The organism is Stenotrophomonas sp. 112478_Sma (genome assembly GCF_056479905.1).
This window is the reverse complement of record NZ_CM151072.1, coordinates 3,285,259-3,311,653: the sequence shown is the minus strand read 5'-3', so window position 1 is coordinate 3,311,653 and position 26,395 is coordinate 3,285,259. Positions and strand designations below refer to the sequence as shown.

General features: G+C 67.8%; 22 protein-coding genes. 10 read left to right on the top strand and 12 right to left on the bottom strand.

From position 1 onward, the window contains the following. Positions 1 to 176: 176 nt before the first annotated feature. From ACZK08_RS15135 to ACZK08_RS15125, 3 genes are all read right to left on the bottom strand, one after another. Positions 177 to 614, bottom strand: a complete 438-nt coding sequence (locus ACZK08_RS15135) for a hypothetical protein (RefSeq protein WP_065182595.1) — start codon at positions 612 to 614, stop codon at positions 177 to 179. Between the two features lie 57 nt (positions 615 to 671). Beyond that, positions 672 to 1,001, bottom strand: coding sequence for a hypothetical protein (locus ACZK08_RS15130; protein ID WP_065182596.1), 330 nt, complete (start codon positions 999 to 1,001; stop codon positions 672 to 674). Positions 1,002 to 1,075: 74 nt separating this feature from the next. Beyond that, on the bottom strand, positions 1,076 to 1,432 hold the full coding sequence (locus tag ACZK08_RS15125) for a hypothetical protein (RefSeq protein WP_065182597.1): 357 nt from the start codon (positions 1,430 to 1,432) through the stop codon (positions 1,076 to 1,078). Between the two features lie 712 nt (positions 1,433 to 2,144). On the opposite strand from ACZK08_RS15125, the gene ACZK08_RS15120 reads away from it, so the two are divergent. Together ACZK08_RS15120 and ACZK08_RS15115 are read left to right on the top strand one after the other, a co-directional pair. After that, positions 2,145 to 2,993, top strand: a complete 849-nt coding sequence (locus ACZK08_RS15120; protein WP_065182598.1) for an alpha/beta hydrolase — start codon at positions 2,145 to 2,147, stop codon at positions 2,991 to 2,993. A gap of 82 nt (positions 2,994 to 3,075) precedes the next feature. Beyond that, complete coding sequence (locus ACZK08_RS15115) at positions 3,076 to 4,014, top strand: alpha/beta hydrolase (RefSeq protein WP_065182599.1); 939 nt, start codon at positions 3,076 to 3,078, stop codon at positions 4,012 to 4,014. Positions 4,015 to 4,051: 37 nt separating this feature from the next. On the opposite strand, the gene ACZK08_RS15110 is transcribed toward ACZK08_RS15115, so the two are convergent. Next, complete coding sequence (locus ACZK08_RS15110) at positions 4,052 to 4,474, bottom strand: response regulator (protein ID WP_065174769.1); 423 nt, start codon at positions 4,472 to 4,474, stop codon at positions 4,052 to 4,054. Between the two features lie 92 nt (positions 4,475 to 4,566). Then, complete coding sequence (locus ACZK08_RS15105) at positions 4,567 to 5,328, bottom strand: CPBP family intramembrane glutamic endopeptidase (protein ID WP_065182600.1); 762 nt, start codon at positions 5,326 to 5,328, stop codon at positions 4,567 to 4,569. A 150-nt stretch (positions 5,329 to 5,478) separates the two neighbouring features. On the opposite strand from ACZK08_RS15105, the gene ACZK08_RS15100 reads away from it, so the two are divergent. Beyond that, positions 5,479 to 5,796 carry a TFIIB-type zinc ribbon-containing protein gene (locus tag ACZK08_RS15100; RefSeq protein ID WP_053520162.1) on the top strand — a complete coding sequence of 106 codons (318 nt, stop codon included), beginning with the start codon at positions 5,479 to 5,481 and terminating at the stop codon, positions 5,794 to 5,796. 33 nt (positions 5,797 to 5,829) lie between these two features. Here the strand turns inward: ACZK08_RS15100 and ACZK08_RS15095 are convergent, their stop codons facing one another. The 6 genes from ACZK08_RS15095 to ACZK08_RS15070 all read right to left on the bottom strand — a co-directional run bounded on the left by ACZK08_RS15095 (position 5,830) and on the right by ACZK08_RS15070 (position 12,699). Then, a complete protein-coding gene (locus tag ACZK08_RS15095) occupies positions 5,830 to 6,342 on the bottom strand; it encodes a GNAT family N-acetyltransferase (RefSeq protein ID WP_065174771.1) in 513 nt (170 codons plus the stop codon). Positions 6,343 to 6,423: 81 nt separating this feature from the next. Then, positions 6,424 to 7,365, bottom strand: coding sequence for a copper resistance protein B (locus tag ACZK08_RS15090; RefSeq protein ID WP_065182601.1), 942 nt, complete (start codon positions 7,363 to 7,365; stop codon positions 6,424 to 6,426). Next, on the bottom strand, positions 7,362 to 9,170 hold the full coding sequence (locus ACZK08_RS15085) for a copper resistance system multicopper oxidase (protein ID WP_065182602.1): 1,809 nt from the start codon (positions 9,168 to 9,170) through the stop codon (positions 7,362 to 7,364). The genes ACZK08_RS15090 and ACZK08_RS15085 overlap by 4 nt, the downstream gene beginning before the upstream one ends. Before the next feature lie 74 nt (positions 9,171 to 9,244). Next, positions 9,245 to 9,625 (bottom strand): CopL family metal-binding regulatory protein, encoded by a 381-nt coding sequence (locus tag ACZK08_RS15080; protein ID WP_053520158.1) that lies wholly within the window; start codon positions 9,623 to 9,625, stop codon positions 9,245 to 9,247. A 151-nt stretch (positions 9,626 to 9,776) separates the two neighbouring features. Continuing rightward, positions 9,777 to 11,579, bottom strand: a complete 1,803-nt coding sequence (gene recQ / locus ACZK08_RS15075; RefSeq protein ID WP_053520157.1) for a DNA helicase RecQ — start codon at positions 11,577 to 11,579, stop codon at positions 9,777 to 9,779. A 571-nt stretch (positions 11,580 to 12,150) separates the two neighbouring features. Further along, complete coding sequence (locus ACZK08_RS15070; RefSeq protein WP_053518946.1) at positions 12,151 to 12,699, bottom strand: Dps family protein; 549 nt, start codon at positions 12,697 to 12,699, stop codon at positions 12,151 to 12,153. 86 nt (positions 12,700 to 12,785) lie between these two features. On the opposite strand from ACZK08_RS15070, the gene hrpA reads away from it, so the two are divergent. Next, positions 12,786 to 16,868 carry an ATP-dependent RNA helicase HrpA gene (gene hrpA / locus ACZK08_RS15065; protein WP_065182603.1) on the top strand — a complete coding sequence of 1,361 codons (4,083 nt, stop codon included), beginning with the start codon at positions 12,786 to 12,788 and terminating at the stop codon, positions 16,866 to 16,868. 46 nt (positions 16,869 to 16,914) lie between these two features. On the opposite strand, the gene ACZK08_RS15060 is transcribed toward hrpA, so the two are convergent. Next, a complete protein-coding gene (locus ACZK08_RS15060; protein WP_065174777.1) occupies positions 16,915 to 17,451 on the bottom strand; it encodes a hypothetical protein in 537 nt (178 codons plus the stop codon). A gap of 129 nt (positions 17,452 to 17,580) precedes the next feature. Between ACZK08_RS15060 and ACZK08_RS15055 the strand changes: the two genes are divergently transcribed. The 6 genes from ACZK08_RS15055 to ACZK08_RS15030 all read left to right on the top strand — a co-directional run bounded on the left by ACZK08_RS15055 (position 17,581) and on the right by ACZK08_RS15030 (position 26,394). Next, entirely contained in the window at positions 17,581 to 19,737 is a 2,157-nt protein-coding gene (locus tag ACZK08_RS15055; protein WP_065182604.1) for a bifunctional (p)ppGpp synthetase/guanosine-3',5'-bis(diphosphate) 3'-pyrophosphohydrolase, read from the top strand. 30 nt (positions 19,738 to 19,767) lie between these two features. Continuing rightward, complete coding sequence (locus ACZK08_RS15050; RefSeq protein ID WP_065182605.1) at positions 19,768 to 21,339, top strand: MATE family efflux transporter; 1,572 nt, start codon at positions 19,768 to 19,770, stop codon at positions 21,337 to 21,339. Between the two features lie 68 nt (positions 21,340 to 21,407). Continuing rightward, the gene (locus ACZK08_RS15045) at positions 21,408 to 22,400 is read left to right on the top strand and encodes a glycosyltransferase (RefSeq protein WP_065182606.1); all 993 of its coding nucleotides are present in this window, start codon (positions 21,408 to 21,410) and stop codon (positions 22,398 to 22,400) included. Next, entirely contained in the window at positions 22,397 to 23,341 is a 945-nt protein-coding gene (locus tag ACZK08_RS15040; protein WP_065182607.1) for a glycosyltransferase family 2 protein, read from the top strand. Before ACZK08_RS15045 ends, ACZK08_RS15040 begins: the two co-directional genes overlap by 4 nt. 75 nt (positions 23,342 to 23,416) lie before the next feature. Continuing rightward, on the top strand, positions 23,417 to 25,858 hold the full coding sequence (gene mrcB, locus ACZK08_RS15035) for a penicillin-binding protein 1B (protein WP_065182608.1): 2,442 nt from the start codon (positions 23,417 to 23,419) through the stop codon (positions 25,856 to 25,858). Further along, entirely contained in the window at positions 25,855 to 26,394 is a 540-nt protein-coding gene (locus ACZK08_RS15030; protein WP_065174783.1) for a hypothetical protein, read from the top strand. The genes mrcB and ACZK08_RS15030 overlap by 4 nt, the downstream gene beginning before the upstream one ends. Position 26,395 lies beyond the last annotated feature (1 nt).

The following is a 26,395-nucleotide window of genomic DNA, read 5'->3' as shown; positions in this document are numbered from 1 at the left end:
GAAGCTGCTCATACGGTTGGACCCTGGACTGGTGGCTTGAATCCTGGCACCGCGCAGTCAACGCTGCGGCGGCCTGTTTTGATGCATGTGCGGCATGGAGCGGAGATGCTGGACGAAAATCCGACGCAGATCGCGGAGCATTCCAGGGCCGTACAGGAGTGCAAAGCGGAACTGGACTAGTTCATGCTCTCGGGGCTGAAGCCGCGCTTGAAGTGATACTCAACCAGCATCCACCCGCTGTCGATCCCTGTATGGGCCCAGGTTTCGATGGAGCCATCTGCCTGGCGATTCGTGATCGTGATCGCCTCGCCCTGCCGCCCTGAGGCGGGCAGCTCCACAGTTGAGCCGCTGGATGTTCGAGTCAGCGGCTGCGGCTCAATCTGCCTGCGGACAATAGAAATCTCTCCCCCAGAGGTGATGGGCGCATGGCCGGGAAACCGTGCCTTGACCCACGCCAGAATGGACGCGGCCTCGACGGAGCCTGCCGGCCAGGTCGTCCGCGATTCCACGGTGGTGCGCGCCTTTACGGGGGCGGCTTGTGCACCGGCCAGTGCCGGGCCGACAGACACACTCGTCAACAGCGCGATGCCGAAAGCAAGCGACTTCATCTGCATGGGAGTTCCATTCCTTGGACAACAATCAGCGGACGCGTTCTGCGCGTCCTGTGGAGGCTACTTCGCCGTCGCAGCCTTGGCCTCTGCTGCCTCGCGTTCCGCCGCCACGGTGGCAGCCACATTCGCAGCGCGAGCGGCAGCATTCGCGGCCCGCTCTGCCGCGGCACGATCTGCATCGAACCGCGCCTGCCGTTGGACGCTGTATCTGCGCTCCAGTTCCACCGATGCAGCGAAGCTGTCGGGATGCTTCGCGGCGCAGGCCTGCTGCACCAGTTGCACCGCACGGTCGGACAGCCCGGGCTGGAGGTTAGCGAGCAAGCAGTCGCCATACGGAGCGGATGCGGTTGGGCCTGCGGCCAGTGCGACGACGATCATTGCATTCAACATGCGTACCTCCTTGTAGGTTTGAACATGACGATGGACCGGTCCGGCCCGAGTATGGACCGCTTTGCGGCAGCGGGCTACTCGGCCCGCACATCCCGGCACACCAGCTCGGCCAAACTGCGGCAGGCGAAGAACAGCCCTTCCACTACCCCGGCGTCCAGATGCCGGTCCGGCGTGGCCATTTCCCGGCAGCGGTCGGCGGCGTGCAGCATTTCCGCCACGGTGAGCATGCCGATGGCCGCCCGCTCCACCCGCGACAGGGAAACCCCACGCCCCGGGGAAACGTCGGCCTCAGGCCAGGGCAGACCATCGGCACCTTCACCCGCGCGGATGCGTTTCAGGCAGCCCAGGAAGGTGCTCAGTTCGGGCGATGGGTTGTCGTCGTCATCATCGATGCTGGCGGCGTGTGAAGCATAGGGCGGACGTTCGGTCATCTCGGCTTCCTCGGCTCTTGCGTGGACGTGCCACCGCGCAGCGCGGGTGGCGGGCGATGCGTGGCTGCAAGCCGGAATGACATCACGCAGTAACCGGCGGATCCGAAAACCCCCACGCACCGCCCGCCATAACGGCCGACGGATCACCCGCCGGCACCATCCAAAGACGGCGTCGGCCGGTGAGCGCAAACAACAGCGTGAATGTCATTACGAGCTTGCAGGCCCGGTGCCACCCGTTGTCGGTGGCGCTGCATGGTGTTCACGCACGCGCTTGGATTTCAATGAGGATTCTCCGAAGAGAAATGCGGAACCAAGGCGCGCGACGATGGTGTCGCAGGCGCATCTGATGCGGCAAGCGACAGCACGCGACGTGTTGATGCTTACGCCCGGTTTATCGCGTTGGAAGTTGTCGAGAACAGCGGGTGGCGGCGACCATGCCGTGATGTGTCGCGTGGAAAATGGGCGTGACTTTCGCCTGCAGCGGTGGCAAGGCCTGCGAGTCGTACCCTCGAAAATCGGTGCATTTGCGACGACCGAGATGTTGGCGTCTGCGCCGGGGCGAGGTGTTGTAGAGCCGAGCCATGCTCGGCTGCGGCTCGCGTCAGGGCCAAGCCGAGCGTGGGCTCGGCTCTACAGTGATCCATCCACGCTTGGCGTGGATCTACAGCGACCTCGCGCTATGCTTGGCCTCTTTCCCAGGACGGGTTCTCCCATGCGTCTCATCGTGCTGTCGCTGTTGTTGTCCGCCGTCTCCGCCGCGCCACTGATGGCCGCCGAACCCGCGCCGTCCGCGCAGACAACGCCGGCCGCGCCGCTCGTCATCGGCGAGACCTTCACCGTGCAATCGAAGGCGCTGGGCGAGACCCGCCGCATCAATGTCTACCGCCCGCAGCCCTGGGGGCTGGACCCGAACACGCCGCTGCCGGTGCTCTACATGCCCGACGGCGGCATCGGCGAGGATTTCCTGCATGTGGCGGGGCTGGTGCAGGTGCTGACCGGTAACGGCAGCATGCGCCCGTTCCTGCTGGTTGGCATCGAGAACACCGAGCGCCGCCGCGACATGACCGGCCCCAGCAAGGACCCGCAGGACCAGAAGATCGCGCCGCGCATCGGCGGTTCGGCGGCCTACCGCACCTTCCTGCGCGATGAACTGATGCCGCAGGTGCGCCAGCGCTACCCGACCACCGACGAGCGTGCGTTGATCGGCGAATCGTTGGCCGGCCTGTTCGTGGTTGAAACACTGCTGCAGGAACCGACCCTGTTCAACAGCTACATCGCGCTCGATCCCAGCCTGTGGTGGAACCGTGGCACCTTGCTGGCCGGCGCAGCCATGCAGCTGCCGGCGGTGACGCAGGCAAAGCTACGCGTGTTCCTGGCCAGCAGTGGGCAACCGGAACTGGCCAGTTCCACGGCGCAGCTGGCTACATTGCTGCAACAGGCGTCGCCGTCGCCCCTGGTGAAGTACCTGCCGCTGCCGGAAGAAACCCACTCCACGATCTATCACCCGGCCGCATTGCAGGCGCTGCGCACGCTGTTCCCCGCGCCGCCAGCTTCGCCCTGACCGCACTGGCACCGGCGTGCACCGCATGCAAGGATGCGGCAGCGGCGCCATCGGGTGCGCCGCCCGTAACGGGAGCGTGTGGATGCAGCGTGTGCGTGGATGGAGTGTGGCGGCCTGTCTGGCCGTAAGTGGCTGTGCGATGTCGGTGGCGCCACCGGCGGCGCAGAGTGAGGCAAAGCAAAGCGCGTCTACCGTCGCGCCGGGTGTGGTGCTGCCGGATACCGAGGCGCTGCGCGTGCACGATCCGGTCGGCCGCGATTACCCGGTGTGGGTGGCGTTGCCGGCCGACTACGCCGCACATCCGGAAAAGCGCTATCCGGTCCTGTACGTGACCGACGCGCTGTACAGCTTCCCGCTGGTACGCAGCGTGCGACACATGGTGGGGCAGCAGGGCGTCAACATCGAAAACTTCATCCTGGTGGGGCTGCCGCCGCAGGAGGGGCTGACCTCCAGGCAGAGCCGCTCGCGCGATTACACGCCCAGCGACCCGGCACGTACCGATCCGCGGGACTACAGTGATGACGTCAGCTACGGCGGTGCCGCGCACTATCGCGACTTTCTTGCCGAACAGGTGCTGCCGATGATCGATGCGCGCTACCGCACCGATCCGGCGCGGCGTGCCTATGCAGGCCATTCCTATGGTGGCCTGTTCGGTGCCTATGTGCTGACCACGCGCCCGGACATGTTCCGTAGCTATATCCTGTCCAGTCCGTCGCTGTGGTTCGATGATCATCGCGTGCCGCGCATGCAGGCGGAGGCCAAGGCGCCGACGCAGCCGACCACGGTGGTGCTGTCGGTAGGCAGCTTTGAAACGGTCAAGCCCGAGCCGCGTTATTTCACCCGCAACGACATGCTGCGCGACAACGCCGAGTTCGCCGAGCAGCTGCGCAGCAGCGGGCGTTCGTTGAAGGTGGAGAACATGGTGATCGATGACGAGGACCACTTCACGGTCTACCCGGACGTGATCACGCGCGCGCTGCTGAGGGTGTTCCCGGGCACCGGGCCGTACAGCAGCGGTTGACGGCGGAGGTCATCCACGCAGGGCGTGGATGGATGCTTCACGCCGCCTGTGCATCCGGCCCGGTCAATACGCCCACATCCGCGTGGCGGAAGCACAGGCGGATCGCATCGAGCAACTCGCTCATGTTGTACGGCTTGGGCAGGAAATGGATGCCGTCGCGCAACTGCGGCAGGACGGCGTGCTGGTCCATGCCCGATGTCACCAGGATCGGCAGCTGGGGATGCAGGCCGCGGACCCGGTTGGCGGCTTCGATGCCGCTGATCGGGCCCAGATTGACGTCGGTGAACAGCAGGTCGAAGCGCTCGCCGGCGGCCAGCAGGCCCAGTGCCGCTTCGGCAGAGCTCACCCCCACCACGTGGCAGGCCTGGCTTTCCAGCGCCATGCGGCTCAGTTCGCGGGTCTCCTCCGCGTCCTCGATCAGCAGGACGCGCGGTTCAACGTGGCGCTTGGACAGCAACATGACGCGACAACTCCGGACAGCGACGGTGAAAAGGCGCGCAAGTATGCGCAATCCGGTAGTGATCCCAGCGTGCACGGCAAGCCACGTGGATGTTACAGACGGCGGCGCCGGCGCATGTCCCAGGCCAGGACCGCGACCGCCAGCAGAGCCGTGCCGATGCGCAGGCTGGTGGCCTGCCAACCCAGCGCCACGGCGTCGTCCAGGCTGAACACGTTCCAGGCCAGGTTCATCGACACATGCAGCACCAGGCCGCACCACAGGGTGTTGCCATCCAGGCGGTCCAGCCAGGCGAAGACGAAGCCGCCCAAGGCGATCACCGTACCGACGAACAGCGCCACCCCGCCGCCATCGAAACCGCCGAATCCAAGCCAGTGCACCATGCCGAACAACAGGGCCTGCGGCAGTGCGAGCATGGGCCACGGGCCGCGCACGATCTTCACCAGCAGAATGAAGCCCAGGCCGCGGAACAGAATCTCTTCGGCCAGCGGAAACAGAACGGCCAGCATCGTCGCATCGAGGGCGGTCAGCGCCGTGTTGGGTCGGCCGAGCACGGCCAGACCCACCCAGCAGGGCAGGCTGGCCAGCAGCACCCATAGCGGTCCGCGCATCCCATTGCCGCGCAGGCCGAGGCTTTCGGCCAACCCCATGTGGCGCGGACGCAGCAGCAGGGCCAGCAGCACGGCCACCAGCACCGCCAGGGCGTTGTCGAGCAGGCTGCCGCCATAGGGGATCGGCAGGCCGGGGATGGGCCGCCCCAGCGCCGCCGCGATGTCACGTACGTTCAGCCCCAGGCCCGTTCCCAGCAGGACCAGCAGGATCCGGGCGGCAGTCGGCAGGCGGGACAGGACACTCATCAGCGCATTCCATGCGGGACCAGGCCACAGTGTGCGAGGCGGCGTGACGCAGGGCACGCGCCGGAAGTCCCCCTGCCATCGGTCATGCGTTGCCGGACAGTCATCGCAGAGCAGGTAGAGTCCAGAGCAGACCTGACAGGAGCAATGCCGATGCTGTGCCCCGTGTGCAAGACCCAGACCCTGCAGATGGCCGAGCGCCATGGCATCGAGATCGACTACTGCCCGAATTGCCGTGGCGTGTGGCTGGATCGTGGCGAACTGGACAAGATCATCGAGCGCGCCAATGCCGGTGCGGCGGTGCCGCCACCGCCGCCAGCACAGGCACAACCGGCGGCAGTGCCACCGCCGGTGATGCACCGCGATACCCGCCACCTTGGCCAGCGTCACGACGAAAACCGTGGCCAGCACGGTTACGGCTACAAGAAGAAGAAGAAGGAAAGCTTCCTGTCCGACCTGTTCGATTTCTGACAGGCCCACGGGGCAGCGGCGATCCCGGGGGCGTCAGGCCCGGCGCAGGATGAACTCGCGATCGCGGCTGTCGCCGACGATGAAGTCGTATTCGCCGGCCTTGCTGCAACCGTAGCGCGCGTAGAAGCGCTGTGCGCCGAGGTTCTCCTCCCAGACGCCGACCCACAGGGTGCGGCGCTGCGGCGTATCCAGCCAATGCAGGAACGCCTCCATCAGGCGCGCCCCGTGGCCGCCGTTCTGGTACGCCGCCAGCACATACAGGCGCTTGAGTTCGATGTCGCCGTCGCGGGCGTCGACATGCGGCAGGGTGTTGGCTCCTGCGGCCAGATAGCCAACCACCGTATCGCCATCGAGCAGCAGCCAGACCGCGCTGCGTGGATCGGACAGCTCGATGCGCTGCGGCTGCGTGCTGTAGTGTGCGTGCAGGAACGCATGCAGATCCTGCGGCGGATAGGAGTCGCCCCAGGTTTCGGTGTAGGTGGCGATGGCGATCGCTGAGAGCGCTTCAGCGTCGGCGAAGGTGGCGCGGCGGATCTGCAAGGCCATGATGCAAGCTGCGAAAGAACGTGCCGCAGTGTAGCCGGCCCCGGTCTGAACCGGGGCCGGCTGCTGCACGCAGTGTGCCGACTAGAACCACATGCGCACGCCCGCTACCCAGCGCGTGTCGCGCGCGTGGTCGCCGGCATAGTCGGCGGTATCGCCGAAACTGCGCTCATGGGTGATACCGATGTAAGGCGCGAAGCGGCGGCTGAACTCGTAGCGCAGGCGCAGTCCGGCCTCGACCTTGTTCAGGCCGCGCCCGATGCCGTACTCCGGTTCGTCCTTGCTGGCCACGGTGGCCTCCACCAGCGGCTGCAGGATCAGCCGGTTGGTCAGCAGCACGTCGTACTCCACTTCGGCCTTGGCCAGCAGCTGTCCGCCGGAGCCGGCATAGAGCGTGGCCGAACTCTCGAACTTGTACGGCGCCAGGCCCTGGATGCCGATGGCCGCCCAGGTTCGGGAATCGGCGGGGCGGAAGTCCTGGCGGACACCCACCAGTAGATCCCACCAGGGCGACACGCTGCGCCCGTACAGTGCTTCCACCGCCGAGGATTCGGTGCGGCCCTCACTGCGCTCGCCATCGGTGCGCAGCCACAGGCGGTTGATGTTGCCGCCGATCCAGCCGGTGGCCTCCCAGGCCTGGCCGTTGCTGTTTTTGCCGTCCCAATGCTCCAGGCGGTCGATCAGCAGCAGGCTGTTGATCTCCGGCGCATGCTCCATCGCGCCATGGGCGATGGGCGGGAACGCGGCGGCACGATCGGCGTCGGTGGGCACTGGAATCGGCTCGCGCGGCTCGGTCGGTGCGGACGTGCCGTGACCCATCGCCGCGTGATCCATCTGCGAGTGATCCATCTGCGAGTGATCAACCGCGTCTTCGGCAGTGGGCTGCTTGGTCTTCGGCGCCGGTGCCGGCGCCGGTGCCGGTGCGGGCGTGGGCATGTCATGGCCCGCGTGCGACTGTGCGAAAGCAGGCAGTGCGACAGTCAGGGCCATTGCCAGCAGGCTGGGGGAGAAAAGGGAGCGTCTCATTCTTCGATCCTCACTTCGCGCATCATCCCCGCTTCCATGTGGTAAAGCAGGTGGCAGTGATAGGCCCAGCGGCCGAGCGCATCGGCGCGCACGCGGTAGCTGCGGCGGGTGCCCGGCGGCATGTCCACCGTGTGCTTGCGCAGCTGGAAGTTGCCCTGCGCGTCCTCCACATCGCTCCAGACGCCATGCAGGTGGATCGGATGCTGCATCATCGTGTCGTTGACCAGCACGATGCGCATGCGCTCGCCGTAGTTCAGCCGCAGTGGCTCGGCGCTGGCGAATGGAATGCCGTCGAACGACCAGGAGAACTTCTCCATGTGGCCGGTCAGGTGCAGCTCGATCTCACGGCTGGGCTCGCGGCCATCGGGGTCCTCGAACAGGCTGCGCATCGCGCCGTAGGTCAGCACCTGGCGGCCGTTGTCGCGCAGGCCGATGCCGGGATCGTCCAGCTTGGGATCGGTGGCCGAGCTCTGCATGTCCACCAGCGGATTGTTGCGTTCGCTGGCCGGGTGCTGCGGTGCCTTGCCGGTGGTCGTCGCGCCGCCATGCGCGCCGTGCCCCATGCTGGCGCCGCAGCCGCCTTCCATGCCTTTCATCGCGGCCATGTCATGACCGCCGTGACCGCCGCCCATGTCGTGACCCATATCGCTCATCGTCAGCAGCGGGCGTGGGTCGCGGGCGGGAACCGGCGCCTGCAGGCCGTGGCGCACGGCCAGGGTGCCGGCCGCGTAGCCGGTGCGGCCCATGTCCTGGCAGAAGATGGTGAACGCATCCTGCCCGCTGGGTTCGACCAGCACGTCGTAGGTCTCGGCGGGGGCGATGCGGAACTCATCGATGCTGACCGGATGAATGTACTGGCCATCGGCAGCGACCACGGTCATCTTCAGGCCGGGAATGCGCACGTCGAAGTAGGTCATCGAGGCGCCGTTGATGAAGCGCAGCAGCACCTTCTCGCCAGTGCGGAACAGCCCGGTCCAGTTGCCGGCCGGCGCGGTGCCGTTCATCAGGTAGGTGTACGTATGCGCGTTGATGTCGGAGATGTCGGTGGGTGTCATCCGCATCCGTCCCCACATGCCGCGGTCGGACAGCGCCGCAGACCAGCCATCGCGGCGCACATCGCGCACGAAGTCGGGCAGGGTGCGCTTGTAGTAGTTGTCGTGCTCGGCGAGCTTCTTCATGCGCCGGAACAGTGCACCCGGGTCCATGTCGGTCCAGTCCGACAGCATGATCACGTGCTCGCGGTCGTGCCGGTACGGGGCCGGCTCGGCCGGGTCGATGATCAGTGCGCCATACAGGCCGGCCTGCTCCTGGAACATCGAATGGCTGTGATACCAGTACGTGCCCGACTGCTTGAGCTGGAAGTGGTAGTGGTAGGTCTCGCCGGGACCGATGCCGTTGAAGCTCAGGCCCGGGACGCCGTCCATGTTGGCCGGCAGCAGGATGCCGTGCCAGTGGATCGAGGTCGGGTGGCGGTCCAGCGTATTGCGTACGAACAGATCCACGGTCTGGCCCTCGCGCCAGCGCAGGATCGGTGCCGGCAGTGAGCCGTTGACGGTGATCGCCGGCCGGGTGCGACCGGTGAAGTTGGCCAGCGATTCGCCGATGGCCAGTTCCAGGCGGGTATCGGTCAGCACGGCCGGTGCGCCGGCCAGGCGCGGGGCGGCACTGGCCGCAGCGAGCGCGCGCTGCGGCACGCCGACCGCGGCGATGCCGGCAACCACGCCGCCAGCGGCGAGACCCTGAACGAACAGGCGGCGCGACGGCATGGGCAGGGCGCCCGGGCCGGGGGGAATGCGGGTATTCATGGTGGTGACTCCAGACACGGTAGGACGCCGGCAGCGGGCCGGCTTGAGTGCGCGTGGCGCACGACGCGTGTGGATCAGGCGATGGGGGGGCGGGAAAGTGGCGGCAACGGCGGCGCCGGGCGGCCGTTGGCCGGCATCGGCTGCGGTGTCAGCGACAGGCCGGGACCGGCCATGAAGGGCAGCGCCTGCACCGCCAGCAGGGGATGCTGGGCACAGCTGCGCAGGCAGTCCTTGATCTGGCAATGCGCATCGTGGGCCGCCGGTTGGGCCTGCGGCGCCTCGTCGGCGGACATGGCGGCGTGGTGATGGCAGTCGGCGTCGCCCGCCATCGTCGCCATCATCACGTGGGCCATGCGGCCCATCTCCTCATGACCGCTGGCCATGGCCGCGTTCAGCCCGTTGAGCAACAGGCTGAGCATGAGCACGACGCGGAGCAGGGTCGAGGCCAGGGACATGGCGCTAATCTAGCCGCAAGCGGGCCCGGATGCACTTCCGGCTGAATGGCCGGTTCAAGATTGGAGCGGCACCAATGTAGAGCCGAGCCCGCGCTCGGCTGCTTCTGCGGCAACAGCCGAGCGTGGGCTCGGCTCTACAGGAGGCCCGGCGCTACCCCTCTTCGCGCACGATTTCCACCAGGCGCGGACCATAGCGGCTCAGCTTGGTGCCACCGATGCCGCCGACCCGGGCCAGCTCGTCCAGGCTGGTGGGGCGCTGTTCGGCGATGTTGCGCAGGGTACTGTCGTGGAAGATCACGAAGGCCGGCACGTTCTGCTCGCGGGCCAGTTCGGCACGCAGGCCGCGCAGGGCATTGAACAGGGCCAGATCCTGCGGGGGGACCGACAGGCCGGTGCGCTGCGCGCTGCGTTCGCGGCCGGCGCTGGTCGCAGCCTCGCGGCGCATGTTCACCGTGCGGCGGCCCTTCAGTACGTCGCGGCTGGCATCGGTCAGGCGCAGGCCGCCGTGGCCTTCGCTGTCCACTTCGAGCAGGCTGGCGGCCACCAGCTGGCGGAACACGCTGCGCCAGGTCCTTGCATCCAGGTCGCGGCCGATGGCGTAGGTGCTGAGCTGGTCATGACCTTGCTGGCGCACCTTCTCGTTCTCGCTGCCGCGCAGGATGTCGATCAGGTGGCCGACGCCGTAGCGCTGGCCGCTGCGGTAGACGCAGCTCAGCGCCTTCTGCGCGGGAACCGTCGCGTCCCATGCCGCTGGCGGGGTCAGGCAGTTGTCGCAGTTGCCGCAGGGGCGGGGATAGGTCTCCCCGAAGCCGGCCAGCAGCACCTGGCGGCGGCATTGCATGGATTCGCAATAGCCGAGCAGGTGGTCGAGCTTGGACCGCTCCAGCTGCTTGCGTTCCTCGCCGGCTTCGGACTGCTCGATCATCTGCTTGAGCAGCACGACGTCGCCCAGGCCGTAGCACAGCCATGCTTCGGCCGCTTCGCCATCGCGGCCGGCGCGGCCGGTTTCCTGGTAGTAGCCTTCCATCGACTTGGGCAGGTCGGTATGCGCAACGAAGCGCACGTCCGGCTTGTCGATGCCCATGCCGAAGGCGATGGTGGCGCACATGACGATGCCGTCCTCGCGCAGGAAGCGGCGCTGGTTGTCCGCGCGGACGTCGGCGGGCAGGCCGGCGTGGTAGGGCAGGGCGTTGAAGCCCTGTCCGCGCAGGTACTCGGCGGTTTCCTCGACCTTGCGCCGCGACATGCAGTAGACGATGCCCGCCTCGCCGCGATGGCCGCGCAGGAAATCGGTCAGCTGCTTGCGTGCGTTGTCCTTCTGCACCACGGTGTAGCGGATGTTGGGGCGGTCGAAGGAGCTGACGAAATGGCGGGCATCCTGCAGGTCCAGGCGCTCGGCGATCTCGCGCTGGGTCGGCGGATCGGCGGTGGCTGTCAGGGCAATCCGGGGAATCTGCGGCCAGCGCTCGTGCAGCACCGTCAGCTGGCGGTACTCGGGGCGGAAGTCATGGCCCCATTGCGACACGCAATGGGCCTCGTCGATCGCGAACAGGGCGATCCGGCTGCGCGAGAGCAGGGACAGGAAGCGACCCGTCAGCAGGCGCTCGGGTGCGACATAGAGCATGTCCAGCTCACCGGCCAGCAGTTCGCGTTCGACGCGGCCGGCAGTGTCCGCGTCCAGCGTCGAGTTCAGGTATTCGGCGCGCACGCCCAGCTGGCGCAGGGCTTCGACCTGGTCCTGCATCAGTGCGATCAGCGGTGAGATGACAATGCCGCACCCGTCACGCAGCAGGGCGGGCACCTGGTAGCACAGCGACTTGCCACCGCCGGTGGGCATCAACACCAGGGCGTCGTGACCGGCAGCCACGTGCTCCACGATGTCCTGCTGCGGACCACGGAAATCGTCGTAACCAAAGACGCGGTTGAGCAGGTCGTGCGCGGGACGGGAAGCCATCGCGCTAGTTTACCCCGGAGGGAGGGGTAGGGGTTCGGCAGGGCTGCGCCCTGCACCTGCTGCAAGCCAGTGCAACGTCAAAGGCAACAGCCGGCTCTGGGCTGATCCGCGGTCTGGTGGGGCGGTGTCGGAGTGCGGGGACGCCGCAAGTACGTCCGTGTAGGCTTGGCAGCCGCATCCATGCGGCTGACACCCCGCACTCCGACACCGCCTCACCTTCGACAGTTTCCCGGTGACGGTGGGGCCATCCACGCCCTGCGTGGATGAAATCTGTCAGATATCGACAAACAGAATGGGGTCGGATCCGTTTTCCTGCGGAAAACGGATCCGACCCCAAGGCATGTCCTGACAGCTCGCGGAGATCTATCGAAGGCGGGGTGGGTCCGGTTGCGGGGGCGTGAGCGCCATGGATGGCGCGACCGAGCCTACAGGGACGTACTTGCGGCGTCCCCCGCAACCGGACCCACCCCGCCAACCCACAGGAAACCCGCTTTTGCTCCGGCCGTTGCCGTTGCCGTTGCAGTTGCTTCTGCGGGTGCAGGGCGGAGCCCTGCCGAACACCCCCCAACCCTTACTGGAGCAGGGAGCGCAACATCCACGCATACTTCTCGTGGGTCTGCAGGCGCTGGGTCATCAGATCCTCGGTCGGGGCATCATCGCCCTTGGCCGCCACCTCCAGCACTTCACGCGCCGTACGGCAGACCGCTTCGTTGGCGACCACCAACTGGCGTACCATTTCCCGCCAGTCCGCACTGTCGGTCAGGCCCGGCTCCTCGGCGATCGAGGTCAGCGCAGCGAACTCCCGGTAGGAGCCCGGGGCATTGAAGCCCAGCGCGCGGATGCGCTCGGCCACATCGTCCAGGGCCGCCCATTGCTCGGTGTACTGTGTTTCAAACATGGTGTGCAGCGAGTTGAACATCGACCCGGTCACGTTCCAGTGGAAGTTGTGCGTCTTCAGGTAGAGCGTGAACGCGTCAGCCTGGAAGCGCGACAGACCGTCGGCGATCTTCTTGCGGTCGCCCTGGGTGATCCCGATATCGATATTGGGGGCCGACGGCGCCGCAGCGGCAAGCTTCTGCTTGCCGGTCTTGGCCTTGGTCGGGCTCTTGGTCTTCGCCATGGGTTTCCTCCTTGTGGAATCGTTGGTCTTCACAATAAATCAGTCTTGACGACTGTTTGCTTTCAAAGTTTTAAACGAACCGATTGATGAACGCTATCGACAAAATGCCGCAGTCTCGCCTGCGCCAACTGCGCGCCGCCATCGACGGCGCAATGAGCCGCGACCGGGGCCGTTTGCTGGGGATGCTCTCGCGTTGCCAGGCCAAGCCACAGGATGCGGCACTGGCTGCTACCTTCGAGCAGGCCTTGCAGGCGTCGGTGCAGCGCCGGCAGAAACGGGCGCAGCAGCAACCAGCCATTACTCTGGACCCCCAGCTGCCGATTGCGCGTGAAGCCGATGCCATCATCGCGCTGATCCGGGATCATCAGGTGGTAGTGATCGCGGGCGAAACGGGCTCGGGCAAGACCACCCAGCTGCCCAAGCTGTGCCTGGCCGCCGGCCGTGGCCAGGCCGGCATGATCGGTTGCACCCAGCCGCGCCGGATCGCCGCACGCGCGGTGGCCAGCCGCGTGGCACAGGAGCTGCACAGTGAGCTGGGCCAGCTGGTCGGCTACCAGGTGCGCTTCAACGACAAGGTCAGTGAGGACAGCCGCATCAAGTTCATGACCGACGGCATCCTGCTGGCGGAGATCGCCAGCGACCGCTGGCTGTCGAACTACGACACGATCATCGTCGATGAAGCGCATGAACGCAGCCTCAACATCGACTTCCTGCTCGGCTATCTGAAGCAGCTGCTGCGCAAGCGGCCGGACCTGAAACTGATCGTCACCTCGGCCACCATCGACACCGACCGTTTCGCCCAGCATTTTGACGACGCGCCGGTGATCAGCGTGGAGGGCCGTACCTATCCGGTCGAGGTGCGCTACCGCGCGCTGGAAGGCGAGGGCGAGCAGGAGGGCGAACGCACCGTCAACGATGCGATCGTGTCGGCGATCGACGAGATCACGCGCCTGGACGCGCGGGGCGATGTGCTGATCTTCCTGCCGGGTGAACGTGAGATCCGCGACGCCCACCAGTCGCTGGAGCGACGCCGGTACCGCAATACCGACGTGCTGCCGTTGTATGCACGGCTGTCCAACCAGGACCAGGACCGGGTGTTCAACCCCGGGCCGAACCGGCGCATCGTGCTGGCCACCAACGTGGCCGAGACCTCGCTGACGGTGCCGCGTATCCGTTATGTGGTCGATCCGGGCTTCGCTCGCGTCAAGCGTTACAGCCCGCGCAACAAGCTTGACCGCTTGCACATCGAGCCGATCTCGCAGGCCAGCGCCAACCAGCGCAAGGGCCGCTGCGGCCGTATCGCCGAGGGCATCTGCTACCGCCTGTATGCGGAGGCCGATTTCCAGGCCCGGCCGGAGTTCACCGATCCGGAAATCCGCCGCTCCAGCCTGGCCGGGGTGATCCTGCGCATGCTGCAGTTGGGTCTGGGCCGCATCGAGGATTTTCCTTTCCTGGAAGCACCGGACGAACGTGCGGTGGCCGATGGCTGGCAGCAGCTGACCGAGCTGGGCGCGATCGACAGCGAGCGGCGCATGACCGCGATCGGCAAGCAGATGGCGCGCCTGCCGGTGGATGTGAAGCTGGCACGCATGCTGGTGGCGGCACAGGCGGCCGGCTGCCTGCGGCCGATGCTGGTGATCGCCTCGTTCCTGGGCATCCAGGACCCGCGCGAGCGACCGGCCGAGGCACGGGGGGCCGCCGACACCGCGCATGCCCAGTTCGCCGACGGCCGCTCCGAGTTTGTCGGCGTGCTGCGCCTGTGGGATGCCTACCGGCAGGCCCATGAAGACCTGACCCAGTCCAAGCTGCGCGACTGGTGCGGGCGGCATTTCCTTGGATTCCTGCGCATGCGCGAGTGGCGCGAGCTGCATCGCCAACTACGCCTGCTGTGCGAGGAGCTGGGCTGGAAGGAAGAGCCCGTGGAAGCATCGATGGCACCGTTGCTGGCGGGCAGCAGTGCGCCGGCGGCCGCACGTGATGACGCGGCAGCGGTGAAAGCCACGCGGGGCCAGCTGCACCGCGCTGCCCGCCTGGCCCGCGAGAGCAAGGCAGACGCCGTGCCGGCGCCGGTGGCGGCGCGGGCGCAGAAAGAGCAGGCGCCTGCCGGCGGCGGCTTCAGTGAACGCGTGCGGGCTTCGGCCTATCAGACGCTGCATCGTGCACTGGTGGCGGGCCTGCCTACGCAGATCGGCCATCGCACCGAGAAGGGGGATTTCCTCGCGCCGCGCCAGCGCCGCTTCCTGCCGTTCCCCGGTTCCGTGCTGTCCAAGCGGCCACCCCCCTGGTTGCTGGTGGCCAACCTGCTCGACACGCAGAAGGTGTGGGGCATGACCCTGGCGGCGATCGAGCCGGACTGGGTGATTGCCGAGCTGCCGCACCTGCTCCTGCGCAAGCACTTCGACCCGCATTGGTCGCGTGCGCAGGGCCAGGTGCTGGCATCGGAACAGATCAGCCTGTTCGGTCTGGTGCTGGCGCCGAAGAAGCCGGTGCATTATGGACGCATCGCACCCGGCGAGGCGCACGACATCTTCGTGCGGCAGGCGCTGGTGACCGGCGAGATCAACACCCGCGCCAGTTTCGTGGCAGACAACCAGAAGGTGCTGGAGGTGGCGCGCGAGGAAGAAGCGAAGCTGCGCCGGGCTGGCATCGTTGCCGATGAAAACTGGCAGGCGCGCTGGTATCTGGACCGGGTTCCCCCCCACATCCATTCGGCATCCGGCCTGGACGCGTGGTGGAAGGAACTGCCGCCCGCACAGCGCAAGGGGCTGCACTGGACGCTGGCGGACCTGCTGCCGGGCGAAGGCAGCGAACAGGAGCGTTATCCGAAGTATCTGCCGCTGGGCCAGGCAAGGCTGCCGCTGCACTACCGTTTCGAGCCAGGTGCCGAAGATGATGGTGTCACCCTGGAGGTGCCGCTGCACCTGCTCAACGCGCTCGATCCAGTGCAGTTGGGCTGGCTGGCGCCAGGCTTCGTCGCCGACAAGGCGGCAGCGCTGATCCGCAGCCTGCCCAAGGCGATGCGCCGCAATTATGTGCCGGCCCCGGATTTCGGCCGTGCGTTCCATGAGGCGTTCCCCAATGCCAGTGCCGATGCGATCACCGGCGAACTGGCACGCTTCCTGTCGCGCGCGACCGGCGCCCCGGTCGCGGCGACTGATTTCGAGCCGGATTCCATCGAGCCGCATCTGCACATGAATCTGCGCCTGCGCGATGAGCAGGGCAAGGTGCTGGCCACCTCACGTGACCTCGACGCGTTGCGGGCGCGATTCGGCGGCCGTGCCGGCGATGCCTTTGCCGCGCGTGCCGGTCGCGAAATGGCGGCCGATGGGCTGCGCACCTTCCCGGCTGCGCCGATTCCACTGCAGGTACCCGGTGAGGCGGGCGTGCCTGCCTATCCAGCGCTGCTGGACGAGGGTGACAGTGTGGCCCTGCGCATCTTCGCCGACCGCCAGCAGGCTGAAGAGGCCCATCCACTGGGCGTGCGCCGGCTGCTGGAGATCGCCCTGGCCGACAAGGTCAAGCAGGCCCGCAAGCAGCTGCCGGTCGGTGCCAAGACGGGCCTGTTGTATGCGGCGATCGAATCGCAGGAGCGCCTGCGAGGCGATCTGGTGGATGCGGCGATGAACGCCGTGCTGGCCGAAGGACTGGAAGACATCCGCGATGCGGCGGCCTTCGAACAGCGCCGCGAGCATGCAGCCAAGGCCCTGTTTGGCGAGGCGATGTCGCGGCTGAAGCTGGCCGAGACCATCCTGGCGCTGGTGGCGGAACTGAAGCCGATGCTGGAAGCGCCGTTGATGGGCTGGGCACGGGGCAACCTGGACGACATGGAAGCGCAGCTGGCGGGATTGATCCACCCCGGCTTCCTGCGCGACACACCGGCCGATGCGCTGGCCCAGTATCCCCGTTACCTGAAGGCGATGATCCTTCGCACCGAACGCGCCAAGCGTGACCCGCCACGTGACCAGGCGCGCATGCTGGAACTGCATCCGTTCCTGGAGGCGCTGGCGGCCGGTGAACAGCAGGGCCTGCGCGAGCGGCCACAGTGGCAGGCGCTGCGCTGGGATCTGGAGGAGCTGCGGGTTTCGCTGTTCGCCCAGGAACTGGGGGCGCGCACCGGCATCTCGGCCAAGAAGCTGGCGCAGCGGGTGGCGGCACTGCGCCAGGCATGAAGCGTGCAGCCGGGCAGTGCCCGGCTGCATTCGGACGGATTGCGCGTTACTTGGTGCGACGGACCTTGGGCTGGGTATTGACGCCCTCGACCTTCAGGTACCACACACCCATCACGCCCGGGGTGATGCTGACCTTGGGTGATTGCCTGCGGACACCGGAAATTGACGTCGTGTCGGTCTGTTCCCATTGCTGGCCGTTGTCCAGCGAATAGACGCGGCCCTTGCCAAAGCCGCGGAACTCGCCCTGCAGCACACCGGTGATCGGCTCATTGCTGCCGAAGTCGAAGAAGCCACGGTTCTTGCGGATCACTTCCTGTCGCCCCTCCTCGCGCGCTTCCTCGCGCACGGCGGCAACCGCCTCGGTGGCAGCGGCTTCGACCTTGCCCTGCAGCCAGCGGTTGAGCGAGGCCAGTTCGGCGGCGCTGAGCTTGTCCAGGCCGGCGGCCTTGAACTCGGCCGGTGACATCTGCTGCTGCAGATCGCCCTCCACCACGCGCTGCGCCAGGGCGGGCGCGGACAGGGACAACAGCACGGCGGCACAGGCCAGCAGCCGTGGACGGGCGCGCAGGACAATGGAAGGCATGACAGGTCTCTCCGGGGTTTGCCCGCGAGTGTAGCGGCATGTGCTCATGCCCGGCGATGCAGCGGTGGCGATTGTCCCTGAACGGTGCCGGCGCTAGTGTAGGGGCCTCTGTCTTGCCTGCTCGATGCTGTGAACCGCGCTTCCGTCCCCGGCCTGGATGCCTTGTTGAACCGTCCCTCGGCAGCGGTGCTGCCCGCTCCGCTGCGCCAGGCCCTGCGCGAGTACTGGGAAGCTGACGGGACTGACACGCAGATGCGCGCCAGCTGGTCGGTGCTGGGCGACACCCTCGATGCCCTGTCAATGCTCTCGGCGGACGAAGGCGCGGTGGTCGCGGCCCTGCTGTTCGACCTGCCCGGCCTGCGCGCCCACCTGGAGCAGTTGCCGCTTGGCAGCCACCGGGCGGCGGTGATCGGCCTGCTCGACGGCCAGGACGCGGCCGACCCGGTATGGGCGCTGCACGCCGGTCGCGAGGCAGGACGCAACAGTGAGGGCCTGCGCCGGCTGCTGCTGGCGATCATCCGCGACCTGCGGGTGGTGCCGATCCTGCTGGCGCGGCAGCTCGCGCGCATGCGCGCGGCCGACAGGCTGGAGGAGGAGCAGCGCCGCGCGCTGGCCCAGCTGACCCGCGACATCCATGCCCCGCTGGCCAACCGCCTGGGCATCTGGCAGCTGAAGTGGGAGCTGGAAGACCTGGCGTTCCGCCATCTGGAGCCGGACACCTACCGGCGCATCGCCCGCGAGGTGGATGAAACGCGCATCGCCCGCGAACGTTACGTCGAGAACGTCAAGAAGGTGCTCTCGCGCGAACTGTCGGCCCAGGGCATCAAGGCCGAGGTCAGCGGGCGGCCGAAGCACATCTACAGCATCTGGCGGAAGATGCAGAAGAAGCGACTGGCGTTCGACCAGCTGTATGACATCCGTGCGGTGCGGGTGATGGTCGACGACGTCGCGGCCTGCTACGCCGTGCTGGGCGTGGTGCACGCGCTGTGGGCGCCGGTGCCGAGCGAGTTCGATGATTACATCGCCCGACCCAAGGCCAACGACTACCGTTCGCTGCACACCGCCGTCGTCGGCCCGGAAGGGCGCACCATCGAAGTGCAGATCCGCACCCACGAGATGCATGCGCAGGCCGAACTGGGCGTGGCTGCGCACTGGAAGTACAAGGAAGGTGGCAAGGGCGCCGAAAAGTCCTTCGACCGCAAGATCACCTGGATGCGCCAGCTGCTGGAGCAGGCGCAGGACGGGCAGGGCAATGAACTGGCCGGGGCACTGGATGCGGAGCTCACCGAGGACCGCGTCTATGCGCTGAGCCCGAAGGACGAAGTGCTGGATCTGCCGCAGGGGGCCACGCCGCTGGACTTCGCCTACCAGGTGCACACCATGGTGGGACACCGCTGCCGCGGCGCCAAGGTGAACGGCCGCATCGTGCCGTTGACCTACCGCCTGCGCAGCGGCGACCGCGTGGAGATCCTTACCGGCAAGGAGGCCGATCCGCGCCGCGACTGGCTGATACCGGCCAACGGCTTCCTGGCCAGCAACCGCTCGCGCGAGAAGGTACGCAGCTGGTTCCACAAGCTTGACCGCGCGCGCAACGTGCAGGCCGGCCGCGAACTGCTGGAGCGCGAGCTCAAGCGGCTCGGGCTGCAGCATTCGGATCTGGCGGCCGCGGCGAAGAAGTTCCATGCCGACAGCGTCGACGACCTGTACATCCAGGTGGCGCTGGGCGATACCGGCCCCAACCAGATCAGCCGCGCGCTGCTGGAGGCCGAACGTGCGGCCAGCCAGCCAGCGCCGCCGCCGACCCTGCCACGCCCGACCGCACGGCGCGAGAACCTGGGCAAGTCCAAGTTCACCGTGCAGGGCGTGGGCAACCTGCTGGTGCAGCTGGCACGCTGCTGCCAGCCGGTGGCGGGCGAACCCATCGTCGGCTACCTGACCCGTAGCCGGGGTGTCACGGTGCATCGCGCAGACTGTGCAGCGCTGGCCCGCCTTGCCGCGGCCAGCCCGCAACGCATCCTGCCGGTGGAATGGGGGCAGGCGGGCGGCGGTTACGAAGTGGACGTGGTGGTCGATGCGGTCGATCGCCGCTGGCTGCTGAAGGACATCACCAACCTGATCGCCCAGGAAGACGCCTACGTGCTCGACATCCACAGCGACAACGTGCGCAACAGCGGCCGCGCCCACCTGCGCCTGCGGCTGAAGGTGAGCGATTACGGACAGCTGTCGACGCTGCTGGGCAAGCTCGATGCCTTGCCCGGTGTCAGCGAGGCACGTCGCCTCGGCTGAGCTTCACGCCACGCCGGCTACCCTGCACGCATGGAACGCGAGCCTCCGCATCGCCCTCACGGCGCCGAACATCCTGCGCTGGACCGCGTCCGCCGTGAAGGCCGTTGGTGGTGGCTGCAGGCGCGGCATGCGCGCCGGGTCTGGCGCTGGGCGCTGGTGGCGGCGATGGCGGTGTTCGTGCTGCTGGTGCTGCTGCGCAAGCCGCTGGCGGACTGGTTCTGGGACGAACCGCAGATCGAACAGCTGCTGGCCGAAGGTGATCGTGCGCTGGCGGCAGGACGGCTGAGCGCCATCGATGGCAGTGGTGCGCGCGAGCGCTACCAGGCCGCGCTTGCGCTCGACGGCGATCGCCCGCAGGCGCGCGAGGGCCTGGCACGGACCGGTGCCGCTGCGTTGCAACAGGCGCGGGACCGGCTGCAGGCCGGGGATCTGGACGCCAGTGCGCAGGCCTTGGCGCTGGCACGCGAGCTGCAGGTGCCGCAGAGCCAGACCGATGCGCTGGCGCGCCAGCTGCAGGCACGTCGCACGGCCGGGGCAGGGATTGGCGCGATGCTCGCGCAGGCGCGCAACGCACTCGCCGCCGGGCGCCTGGATGACGGCGACAGCAGCGCCCTGCCGATGTTCCAGCGCATTCTGGCCCTGCAGCCGGACAACCTATCGGCGCTGGAAGGTCGCGAGGATGCACTGAGTGACCTGCTGCAGCAGGCGCGTGCCCTGGCCGCGCGAGGTGATCTGGCCGACGCGGCCGCGGTGGTGCAGCGGGCACGTCAGTTCGATGCCGGGCACGCCGACCTGCCGGCCAGCCAGGAAGCATTGGCGCAGGCGATGGATCAGCGATTGCGGCAGGCGCAGCGTGCGTTGAAACGACAGCAGCTGGAAGCGGCGGCGGCGGGCTTCCAGGCGGTCCTGGCGGTGGCGGCGGACGATCCCAGTGCCCAGCGCGGCCGGGAGCAGACGTTGCAGGCGGTCCTCGCACGCAGCCAGAAGCGGGCCGATGATTTCCAGTTCGAGGCGGCGCAGCGCGATGCCGCATTGGCAGCGTCGCTGGGGGCCTCGGCAGCGGCACGGCAACAGCTGGAGCAGCGCTTGCAGCGTGCACGGCAGGCGCAGCAGGCCCTGCAGCAGCCGTCGATCAGCAACAGCCAGCGCGAGCGCCAGCTGCGTGATCACCTGCGGCGGGTCGAACGCGCCGAGCGTGCAGGGCAATGGATCAGCCCCCCCGGGCACAGCGCCTTCGATGCGCTGCGCGAAGCGCAGTCGCTGGCCCCACGGGACACCCGCGTGAAAGCGGCCGCCACGCGGCTGCTGCCGGCCAGCCGCCAGTGCTTCGACGACAACCTGCGCCAGAACCGGGTGCAGGCCGCCGGCGCCTGTCTGCAGGCGTGGCAGACGCTGGCGCCGACCGACGCCGGGTTGCCGACCGCACGGCTGCGCCTGGCCCAGCGCTGGCTGGCGATCGGCAGCGAACGGCTCGGCAGCGGCGATCTGGCATTTGCCTCGCATGCCGCCGAGCAGGCGCGGCGGCTGCAACCGGACCTGGCCGAACTGCCGCCATTCGAGGAGCGGCTGCGGCGCGCAGGTGGCGAGCCGCAGCCGCGCTGATGCGACGACCATTCGTGCCGGTGGTGCCAGTCGGGTATAGTCCAGCCGCTCCGGCCGCTCCCCAGAACATGTCCAGCGTCGCACCCACCGTCTCCGTTGCCTTGTGTACCTGGCAGGGTGAGCGCCATGTCGCCGCCCAACTGCGCAGCATCGCCGCGCAGAGCGTACTGCCGACACAGGTGGTGGCGGTCGACGATGCTTCTGTCGATGGTACCTGGGCCGTGCTCCTGCACGAGGCCGAAGCACTGCGCGCGGCCGGCATCGAGGTGGTGCTGCGGCAGCAGGAGCAGAACGTCGGTTACGTGCGCAATTTCGAAACCGCGTTGTCGGCCTGCAGCGGCGACATCGTCTTCCTGTGCGACCAGGACGATGTGTGGCATGCGGACAAGGTCGCCACCTTCCTGCAGGCGTTCGCCGTGCGGCCCACGGTACAACTGCTGCACAGCGATGCACGGCTGGTCGATGCGCAGGGCCGGCCGCTGCCGGCGACCCTGTTCCAGGCGCTGTCGATCAGCCGCCGCGACCTGGACCGGGAACACCGCGGTGAAGGCTTCGAGCTGCTGATGGGCCGCAATCTGGTGACCGGCGCCGTGACCGCGCTGCGGCGTGGCCTGATCACGCAGGCGCTGCCGGTGGCCAAGGGCTGGATCCATGACGAATGGCTGGCGCTGGTGGCGGCGGCAAGCGGTGGACTGGACAGCATCGAAGCGATCACCACCGACTACCGGCAGCATGGCGACAACCAGGTGGGCGCGCGCCAGCGCGGGCTGCTGGAGCGGGCCGTGGGCAGTGGTTCCGCGCGCCGCACCTATCTCGCGGCGGCGTTGGCCCGCCTGCGCTCGTTGCAGGAGCAGGCGCGGCTGGGCCGGCCGGCACTGGATGCCGCACAGTTGGCGACACTGGACCAGCGTCTGCGCCATGCCGAGGCGCGGGCCTGCGCGCCAACCCGGCTGCCGTCCCGCATGCTGCACATCGCCCGTGAGCTGGGCAGTGGCCGCTATCATCGTTTTTCCAACGGCCTGCGTTCGGCGGCCAGCGACCTCGTGCAGGGAATCCAATGACTTCGCAGATGCCGGCAGCGCGTGCTGCCTTCGACGCGCACCGCGTCTGCGCCGTGATCGTTACTTATGGCCCCGATCCGGAGTTGCTGCGGCGGGTGGTCGACAGCGTGCTGCAGCAGGTCGGGCATCTGGTGGTGTTCGACAACGGCAGCCGTGGTGTGGATGTGGAAGCGCTGCTGGGCGCGGCGCCCGGCATCAGCCTGTTGGCCTCGCCGCACAACGTCGGGCTCGGCAGTGCGCTGAACCGGTCGTATGAGCAGGCCCAGTCATTGGGGTTCGACTACGTGCTGCTGATGGACCAGGACAGCGTGCTGGAGCCGGGCATGGTCGACGTGCTGGGCACCGCGCTGGTCGAGCTGGCGGGCAATGAGCGGATCGCTGCGGTGGGACCGCAGTTCCGCGACGCACGCAGCGGCATGCTCGCCCCGTTCGTCCGCTTCGGCTTCCCCTTCAACCACAAGCTGCGTGGCGGCCCGGGCCAGCGCATCTCCTGCGACTTCCTCATCACGTCCGGATCGCTGGTGCCGATGTCGGCGCTGCGTGACATCGGTGCGATGGACGAAAGCCTGTTCATCGACAACCTGGACATGGACTGGTGCTTCCGCGCCAAACGCAGTGGCCACGCGCTGTACGGAATCTGCGATGCGCAGATGAGCCACAGCATCGGCGAGGAACTGCTGCCGTCGCGGGCGAAGCCGGACGGCGTGATCGTGCACAAGCCGTTCCGCCTGTATTTCATCATGCGCAACCGCGTGCTGCTCTACGGGCGCGCCTATACGCCGCGGGTCTGGATCGCGCAGGACGTGCCACGCCTGCTGCTGAAGCTGGTGGGCAACGGGCTGTTCCTGGCGCCGCGCTGGATTCGGTTGCGGTTCATGTTGAAGGGGCTGTGGGACGGCATCCGCGGCCGGGCCGGTCCGCTGCCGCCGGGCCATCGCTGAACGGACGACCGATCGAACCTGTCTTGGGGAAAGGGCTGGGGTAGACTCCGCTGACGCCCCTGCCATGCTTTTCCCGTGCCCCGACGCTACGATTCCGACGACCACGACGATTTCGACGACGACGACCAGGAGGGCGGCAGCTCGCCCTGGCGACGCAGGCTGATCACCTGGAGCATGGCAGCGGTCGCACTGGGACTGGGTTTCCTGATCCCGTACACCCTGTACCTCAACCAGCAGGTGACCCAGCGTTTCGGAGAGCTGCGCTGGCAGATCCCGACCCGTGTCTACGCCCGCCCGCTGGTGCTGACGCCCGGCAAGGCGATGGATGCGGCGACCCTGAAGACCGAACTGGCCGCGTCCGCCTACCGCGATGACGGCGAAGGCAGGGAGCCGGCCACCTACGCGGTGAAGGGTGGCCGCTTCGTTATTGCCAGCCGTGGCTACGCCGACGTCGATGGCCGGGTGGCCGCGCGTCGCGTCGAGCTGTCGCTCGCTGGCGGCACCGTCGCGTCGCTGCGCGATGCCGACAGCCGCAAGGCGCTCAAGGCCGCCCGCCTGGATCCGGCACGCATCGCCACGCTGTACGGCCAGAAGCAGGAAGAGCGTCGCCTGATCCGCATGGACGAGGCGCCGGACCTGCTGGTGACCGGCCTGCAGGCGGTGGAGGACAAGGACTTCAACCGCCATCACGGCATCGACCTGTCGGGCATCGCCCGTGCGGTCTGGGTGACCGTCCGTTCCGGCGGGCAGAGCCGGCAGGGTGCGTCCACGCTGACCCAGCAGCTGGCCCGCAGCGGCCTGCTCGGCATCGGCAAGGAGCAGACCCTCACCCGCAAGTTCAATGAAGTGCTGTATGCGTTGATCATGGAAGCGCGTTACGACAAGCGCACCATTTTCGAGGCGTATCTGAACCAGGTGTACCTGGGCCAGCGCGGCAGCCAGGCGATCCATGGCATGTCCTCCGGCGCCGAATTCTGGTTCGGCCGCGACCTGTCGTCGCTGGAAACCGAGCACATCGCGCTGTTGATCGGCCTGGTCAAGGGCCCGTCCTACTACGACCCGCGGCGCAACCCGGAACGCGCGCTGGATCGTCGCAACTTCGTGCTGGGCAAGCTGCGCGAAGCGGCGCTGATCGACGATGCCGAATACCAGCGGGCGCTGAAGGCTCCGCTGGGGGTGCCGAAGACACCGGGCCTGGTCGCCGCCAACCGCTTCCCGGCCTATGTCGATCTGGTCCGTCGCCAGCTCGGCCACGATTATCCCGAGTCCGCACTGCAGGGCGCGGGCCTGAGCGTCATGACCGGCATGTCGCCGTCCGCGCAGGCCTACGCCGAAGGCGCTGTGACCCGTACCATCAAGTCGCTGGAGAGCAAGCGCCGTCCCGAGCTGCAGGCCGGCATGGTGCTGACCGACGTGCATAACGGCGACGTGCTGGCAGTGATCGGCAGCCGCGAGGTCTCCGAGGTCGGCTTCAACCGCGCCATCGAGGCGCAGCGCCCGGTCGGCTCGCTGCTCAAGCCGTTCGTATACCTGCTGGCGCTGGCCCAGCCAGACCGCTACTCGCTGGCGAGCTGGGTTGACGATTCGCCGGTGACCGTCCAGTTGAGCCGTGGCCGCAACTGGAGCCCGGGCAATGCGGACAACCGCAGCCATGGCACCGTGCGGCTGATCGATGCGCTGGCCAATTCCTACAACCAGGCCACGGTGCGGGTCGGCATGCAGGTCGGTCCAGAGCGTGTGACCCAGCTGATCCACGTGCTGGCCGGCATCAAGGCCGAACCGAATCCGGCCGTGATTCTCGGCTCGACCGACCAGAGCCCGTATGCGATGGCGCAGCTGTACCAGTTCCTGGCCTCGGGCGGCGAGATCCAGCCGTTGCACGCGGTGCGTGGCGTGCTTGATCCGCAGGGCAAGCTGCTCAAGCGCTATGACAAGTCGCCTGCGCCGGCACAGGAAGGCGATTCGATCGCGGCCAACCTGATCAGCATCGGCCTGCAGCAGGTGGTTGCCAGCGGCACCGCGCAGCGCCTCAACGCAGACGGCCTGGGCCGCCTGCAGCCGGCCGGCAAGACCGGTACCACCAATGATGGCCGCGACAGCTGGTATGCCGGCTACACCGGCGACCACCTGGCGGTGATCTGGATGGGCAACGACCAGAACGAGCAGGCCGGGCTGTATGGCGCCACCGGTGCGATGCGCGTGTGGTCGGGCATCTTCCAGCGCCTGCCGAGCGCGCCGCTGCGGGTCAGCAACAAGGGGCTGGACTGGCAGCCGATCGCCGCCAGCGGCACCAACAGTACCGATGAGGGCTGTCCGGGCGCGCGGCGCTTCCCGTTCGTGGTCGGCTATGCGCCGGCATATGCGCCCTGCGCGCCGGCGGTTTCGCCCGAAGCCCAGGACGGCGCCGGCAGCGAAGGCGGTGGCTGGCGCAGCTGGTTCGGCCTGGATCGCAAGCCGGAACCGGCGGAAGAACCCGCAGCCGCGCCGGCGGCGAACACTCCTCCTCCGAGTCGATGAATCCGATGACGCTTCGAACTTTCCTGCATCCGCTCACCCTGGCCGGCCTCACTGTGGTGCTGGCCGCCTGTGTCAGCAGCGCGCCGCCGGTGGTCAAGCCGGTCGCCGCTACCACCACGCCGGTGCAGCGCCTGGCTGCGGTCGAAGCGGCGGCGGGACCGGATGACAAGGAACTGTCGGTGCAGCCGCTGCGCGATCCACAGGTTGAGGATCTGCGCCAGACCGCGCTGACGCAGCGCCAGGCCAACGATCTGCCGGCCGCCGCCGCCAGCCTGGATCAGGCTCTGCAGATCGTCGCCGCAGACCCCGCAGTGCTGCAGGAGCGGGCCGAAATCGCCCTGCTGCAGGGCAAGTGGTCGGAGGCGGAGACGTTCGCGCGCAAGGCCATCGATCTGGGGTCGAAGACCGGGCCGCTGTGCCGGCGCCACTGGGCGACGATCGAGCAGTCACGGCTGGCGCGCGGGGAGAAGGAGAACGCGGTGTCGGCGCATGCACAGCTGGAAGGGTGCACGGTACCGGGCATCAAGCGGTACTGAG

Coding starts and splice junctions, on each gene's coding strand:
- ACZK08_RS15135 (WP_065182595.1), bottom strand. CDS start 614: ATGCAGATGAAGTCGCTTGCTTTCGGCATCGCGCTGTTGACGAGTGTG.
- ACZK08_RS15130 (WP_065182596.1), bottom strand. CDS start 1,001: ATGTTGAATGCAATGATCGTCGTCGCACTGGCCGCAGGCCCAACCGCA.
- ACZK08_RS15125 (WP_065182597.1), bottom strand. CDS start 1,432: ATGACCGAACGTCCGCCCTATGCTTCACACGCCGCCAGCATCGATGAT.
- ACZK08_RS15120 (WP_065182598.1), top strand. CDS start 2,145: ATGCGTCTCATCGTGCTGTCGCTGTTGTTGTCCGCCGTCTCCGCCGCG.
- ACZK08_RS15115 (WP_065182599.1), top strand. CDS start 3,076: ATGCAGCGTGTGCGTGGATGGAGTGTGGCGGCCTGTCTGGCCGTAAGT.
- ACZK08_RS15110 (WP_065174769.1), bottom strand. CDS start 4,474: ATGTTGCTGTCCAAGCGCCACGTTGAACCGCGCGTCCTGCTGATCGAG.
- ACZK08_RS15105 (WP_065182600.1), bottom strand. CDS start 5,328: ATGAGTGTCCTGTCCCGCCTGCCGACTGCCGCCCGGATCCTGCTGGTC.
- ACZK08_RS15100 (WP_053520162.1), top strand. CDS start 5,479: ATGCTGTGCCCCGTGTGCAAGACCCAGACCCTGCAGATGGCCGAGCGC.
- ACZK08_RS15095 (WP_065174771.1), bottom strand. CDS start 6,342: ATGGCCTTGCAGATCCGCCGCGCCACCTTCGCCGACGCTGAAGCGCTC.
- ACZK08_RS15090 (WP_065182601.1), bottom strand. CDS start 7,365: ATGAGACGCTCCCTTTTCTCCCCCAGCCTGCTGGCAATGGCCCTGACT.
- ACZK08_RS15085 (WP_065182602.1), bottom strand. CDS start 9,170: ATGAATACCCGCATTCCCCCCGGCCCGGGCGCCCTGCCCATGCCGTCG.
- ACZK08_RS15080 (WP_053520158.1), bottom strand. CDS start 9,625: ATGTCCCTGGCCTCGACCCTGCTCCGCGTCGTGCTCATGCTCAGCCTG.
- recQ (WP_053520157.1), bottom strand. CDS start 11,579: ATGGCTTCCCGTCCCGCGCACGACCTGCTCAACCGCGTCTTTGGTTAC.
- ACZK08_RS15070 (WP_053518946.1), bottom strand. CDS start 12,699: ATGGCGAAGACCAAGAGCCCGACCAAGGCCAAGACCGGCAAGCAGAAG.
- hrpA (WP_065182603.1), top strand. CDS start 12,786: ATGAACGCTATCGACAAAATGCCGCAGTCTCGCCTGCGCCAACTGCGC.
- ACZK08_RS15060 (WP_065174777.1), bottom strand. CDS start 17,451: ATGCCTTCCATTGTCCTGCGCGCCCGTCCACGGCTGCTGGCCTGTGCC.
- ACZK08_RS15050 (WP_065182605.1), top strand. CDS start 19,768: ATGGAACGCGAGCCTCCGCATCGCCCTCACGGCGCCGAACATCCTGCG.
- ACZK08_RS15045 (WP_065182606.1), top strand. CDS start 21,408: ATGTCCAGCGTCGCACCCACCGTCTCCGTTGCCTTGTGTACCTGGCAG.
- ACZK08_RS15040 (WP_065182607.1), top strand. CDS start 22,397: ATGACTTCGCAGATGCCGGCAGCGCGTGCTGCCTTCGACGCGCACCGC.
- ACZK08_RS15030 (WP_065174783.1), top strand. CDS start 25,855: ATGAATCCGATGACGCTTCGAACTTTCCTGCATCCGCTCACCCTGGCC.